This is a genomic window from Fulvivirga sp. (assembly GCF_040220315.1).
GTDB lineage: Bacteria > Bacteroidota > Bacteroidia > Cytophagales > Cyclobacteriaceae > Fulvivirga.
This window is the reverse complement of sequence record NZ_JAVJUY010000209.1, coordinates 1-3,732: the sequence shown is the minus strand read 5'-3', so window position 1 is coordinate 3,732 and position 3,732 is coordinate 1. Positions and strand designations below refer to the sequence as shown.

Genomic DNA, 3,732 nt, shown 5'->3' with positions numbered 1-3,732 from the left:
GATTAAGAAGTAATAATATTTGTATACAAGAGCCATAATCTTCCGCGAAGCCCACATTGAAGATATTTCTCAAATTCAGATAGTGAGGAGATCAGTCACTGAAAATGTGCTTGTGAATACTCATTTAGTAACAGATGCGCACTGTGCAGAATACATAATCCAAAGAGGCAAAGGCTGGGTTTGTGAAATAGATAATGAGATTGTCGGTTTTTCCATTGTTGATTTAACAGGTAACAACGTTTGGGCATTATTTCTCAAACCTGAATTTGAAAAGCAAGGCATCGGCAGAAAACTGCATGATATTATGCTGGATTGGTACTTTGAGCAAACGCAAACTACCTTATGGCTTTCTACCTCACCAAACACGAGAGCCGCCTACTTCTACAAAAAAGCTGGTTGGCAAGTTGCAGGTCTGTATGATGAAGATGAGGTTAAATTCGAAATGACTTACAAAAACTGGCATAAGAAAACACTAAAAGTCTAGAGCTACAAAATCTATTATTTTGTTCGAACTGTGGGTAAGCTTGAACCATTAATGGTTCTTGATTTTATTTATCATGTCATTTCGTAACCGCCAACTGGCGGAGGAGAAATCTTCTGCAATAACACAAGTAATTGACTTTCTTCATGGCAAAGATCCCTACGGGATGACCTTCTAATTAGGAGACTGCCGCACCATCTGCTAGCGGTTAGCCTGCCTAATCGAACGGGCACCAAGCCAAAAGAACAACGGCAAGAACATTTTTAAGATTAATTTATTTGTCAAGGCAACTTTTTAGTACCTTCATAAACAAAAGTCTATGTACGTAAAAAGAAGATATGGATTCTGGATGACCTTCAACTGGTCGAAATTGCCTTTCTTTTATGGCGCTATTTATGGTACAATTGTCTGCTCCATTTCCTATTTTATGGATTTACAGGTGGCCCTACCTTGGGGACCACTGGGTATTATAGGTATTGCAGTGGCCTTTTATCTTGGCTTTAAAAACAATAGCTCGTACGACAGAACCTGGGAAGCTCGCAAAATCTGGGGCAGCATTGTTAATAATAGCAGAACCTTTGGGGCAGCCGTAGTGTCGTTTGTTAAGGGTGAAAATAGTTCAGCGATCCATAAAGAACTTATCTACAGACATATTGCTTGGCTAACATTGTTGAGACATCAATTGAGACTGAGCAGAGAATGGGAGCATACTGAAAACCGGGTAAATGGGCTCTATGCACCTACAGTTTGTGAAAATTATACAAACAAACTAGAAGCAGAGTTATCAAAGTTTATATCCAGCGATGAAATAAAGTTATTGGAATCTAAAACGAATGGCGCTACGCAAATTCTAAAAATTCAATCGACACGTCTTCAGCAACTACGAGACCTGGAACATTTTGAAGACTTCCGCCATATGGAATTTCATCAGCTAATTACCACCTTTTATGAAGATCAGGGTAAATCAGAAAGAATAAAGAACTTTCCGTTTCCGAGACAATACGCATCAGTGGCTATTTGGATTACTGTTGTTTTTTGTGTTTTTGTTCCCTTCGGTTTGCTGGATGTGCTTGGGCTAAAAGATCCTTGGACTTTGTGGATTTGCCCTTTTTTAAGCGGTTTAATTACCTGGGTATTCTTCTTAATGGAGAAGATTGGTGACTACTCAGAGAATCCGTTTGAAGGTACCTATAACGATGTGCCAATTACTTCCATAGCCAGAGGCATCGAGATTGATCTGAGAGAAATGATTGATGACGAAAATATTCCTGAAGCCATCAAAGCTGAAAATGGGTTTCTGATGTAGTGTAAGTGATTAGCAATTTTATCCCAATTTCCTTTTAATTGCAGGTTCATATCTAAAAATGAACTTAATTCAACCTTATTAGTTTTAGTATTATGGCAGAAACTACGCACTGGACAGGCTCCGATAAATATTTGTGCGATCCGGCACTGGCTCAGGCTTTTCATATGGCACGAACACTCGGTATGCCTTTACTTATCGAAGGCGAACCAGGTACAGGTAAAACCGAACTCCCTATCCACTATGCTAAAGATCGTGGGCTGGATTTGGAAGTGTATCCTGTAGGCTCAAAAAGTAATGTTGAGCAATTTGTGGCTCGCTTCGATCATGTGAAGTACCTCCGCGATTCACAAATAGAAATATTAAACGCCCAACGCGAAGAAAAAGGGTTGGACAGCAAGCTCACCACTGGAAATCGTAACCCAGAAAACCTGAGAGATTATGTAGTAAAAGGTCCTGCTGCCATTGCCTATAGTAAACCTAATTCGGTGCTGTTAATTGACGAAATTGATAAAGCACCAAGAGAATTTCCAAATGACCTGTTGTATGCATTAAGTCACCGAAAGTTCATCATGCCGGAATCAGGTGAGGTGATTGAAATCTCGGAGGCAGATATGCCCGCTATTGTCATTACTTCCAACAGGGAGCAGGAACTTCCTACTGCCTTCAAAGGCCGCTGTATTTATCATTATATCGATTTTCCTGACAAAGAAGTGATGAGCAAAATCATCGAAAAACATCATCCTAAACTCGATGAAAAAGTGGTAAGGGTAGCCTTGGATATTTTTTATCATTTGAGAAGATTAGGATTGGAAAGAGCTCCTACTACTCGTGAAATTTTGAATTGGTTAAAATACATGGGCGAGATAGCACCTAAAGAAGCAGTGAAGAAAATTGAAGGATTAGAAGGCATTGGAGCTTTGATAAAAACACAAACTGATATGGAGCGTGTGAATAGAATGATTGGTGCTGATGATGCCTTTGGAGGTTCAAGACTGAATTAAGATGCTTAGCACTCTACCAGAAAAATTTCGATCCCATGGCTTAAAAGCAGATGTGCGCACCTTGCTTTTACTCAGAAAAGCTATGCAGAAAGGATTGATCAAAACGCTGGGAGACGTGTATAATGTATTGAAAGGAATTGTGGTGAAGGAGCCTTCAGATATTGGTCCGTTTACCAAGGCCTATTACGAGTACTTCTTATATGTGCCTATAAAGCCCGGTCAAACGCTTGAAGATGCCATTCTGCGTTCAGAAACTTTTGCCCAATGGAAAACCCAGTTTCTGGATGAAGCGGATAAAGATATTTCAGATGAAGACCTTGTCACCGAGTTTTTGGATCAGGTGCATTTAACCAGTTATGATATTAAAGAAGTGGTAAATGGCAAAGAAATCTGGGATAAAGACAATCCTGATTTAGCCGATGATGATGGCATTGACAACGATCAGGAACCAGAAGAGCGCGTATTAGATAAAATGGCAGATTACTCTGATTTATCATTGGAGGAGCTGTTAGAGCGCATGGAAAAAGTGCGTGAGCAGCAGCGAACAAGACATGGTGGTGGTAGCCACTGGATAGGTACTGGCGGAATATCTCCATACGGTCATGGAGGGGCAGCCAAAAACGGTATTCGTGTAGGCGGACAAGGTGGTGGTAAAATGGCTCGTAAAGTTATGGGCGACAAGAACTACTTCCCTATTGATCGGGATGCACTATTGAATGATAATAATGTGGATGCTGCCCTAGCCTCCATCAAAGGTGTGATCGAAGAAAGTGCTTCTGAAAAGTTGGATGTGCCGCTAACGATTAAATCGGGGCTCAAAAGAGGTGGCTTATTTATTCCTGAACTTTCGAGTGAAAAGAATGAGGAGCTTAAAGTGATTGTATTAATCGATAATGGCGGTTATTCTATGGCGCCTTACGTTCGAAGTGTGCAAAACCTTTTTA

The 3,732-nt window shown here is 40.4% G+C and carries 4 protein-coding genes; all 4 read left to right on the top strand.

Annotated features, from left to right (window positions below):
• Positions 1 to 82 precede the first annotated feature (82 nt).
• Positions 83 to 484 carry a GNAT family N-acetyltransferase gene (locus tag RLO81_RS10390; protein ID WP_350111079.1) on the top strand — a complete coding sequence of 134 codons (402 nt, stop codon included), beginning with the start codon at positions 83 to 85 and terminating at the stop codon, positions 482 to 484.
• 316 nt (positions 485 to 800) lie between these two features.
• Positions 801 to 1,787 (top strand): bestrophin family protein, encoded by a 987-nt coding sequence (locus tag RLO81_RS10385; protein ID WP_350111076.1) that lies wholly within the window; start codon positions 801 to 803, stop codon positions 1,785 to 1,787.
• Between the two features lie 92 nt (positions 1,788 to 1,879).
• Positions 1,880 to 2,788, top strand: a complete 909-nt coding sequence (locus RLO81_RS10380) for an AAA family ATPase (RefSeq protein WP_350111073.1) — start codon at positions 1,880 to 1,882, stop codon at positions 2,786 to 2,788.
• A gap of 1 nt (position 2,789) precedes the next feature.
• A partial coding sequence (locus RLO81_RS10375) for a hypothetical protein (RefSeq protein WP_350111070.1) occupies positions 2,790 to 3,732 on the top strand: 943 nt, incomplete at its 3' end.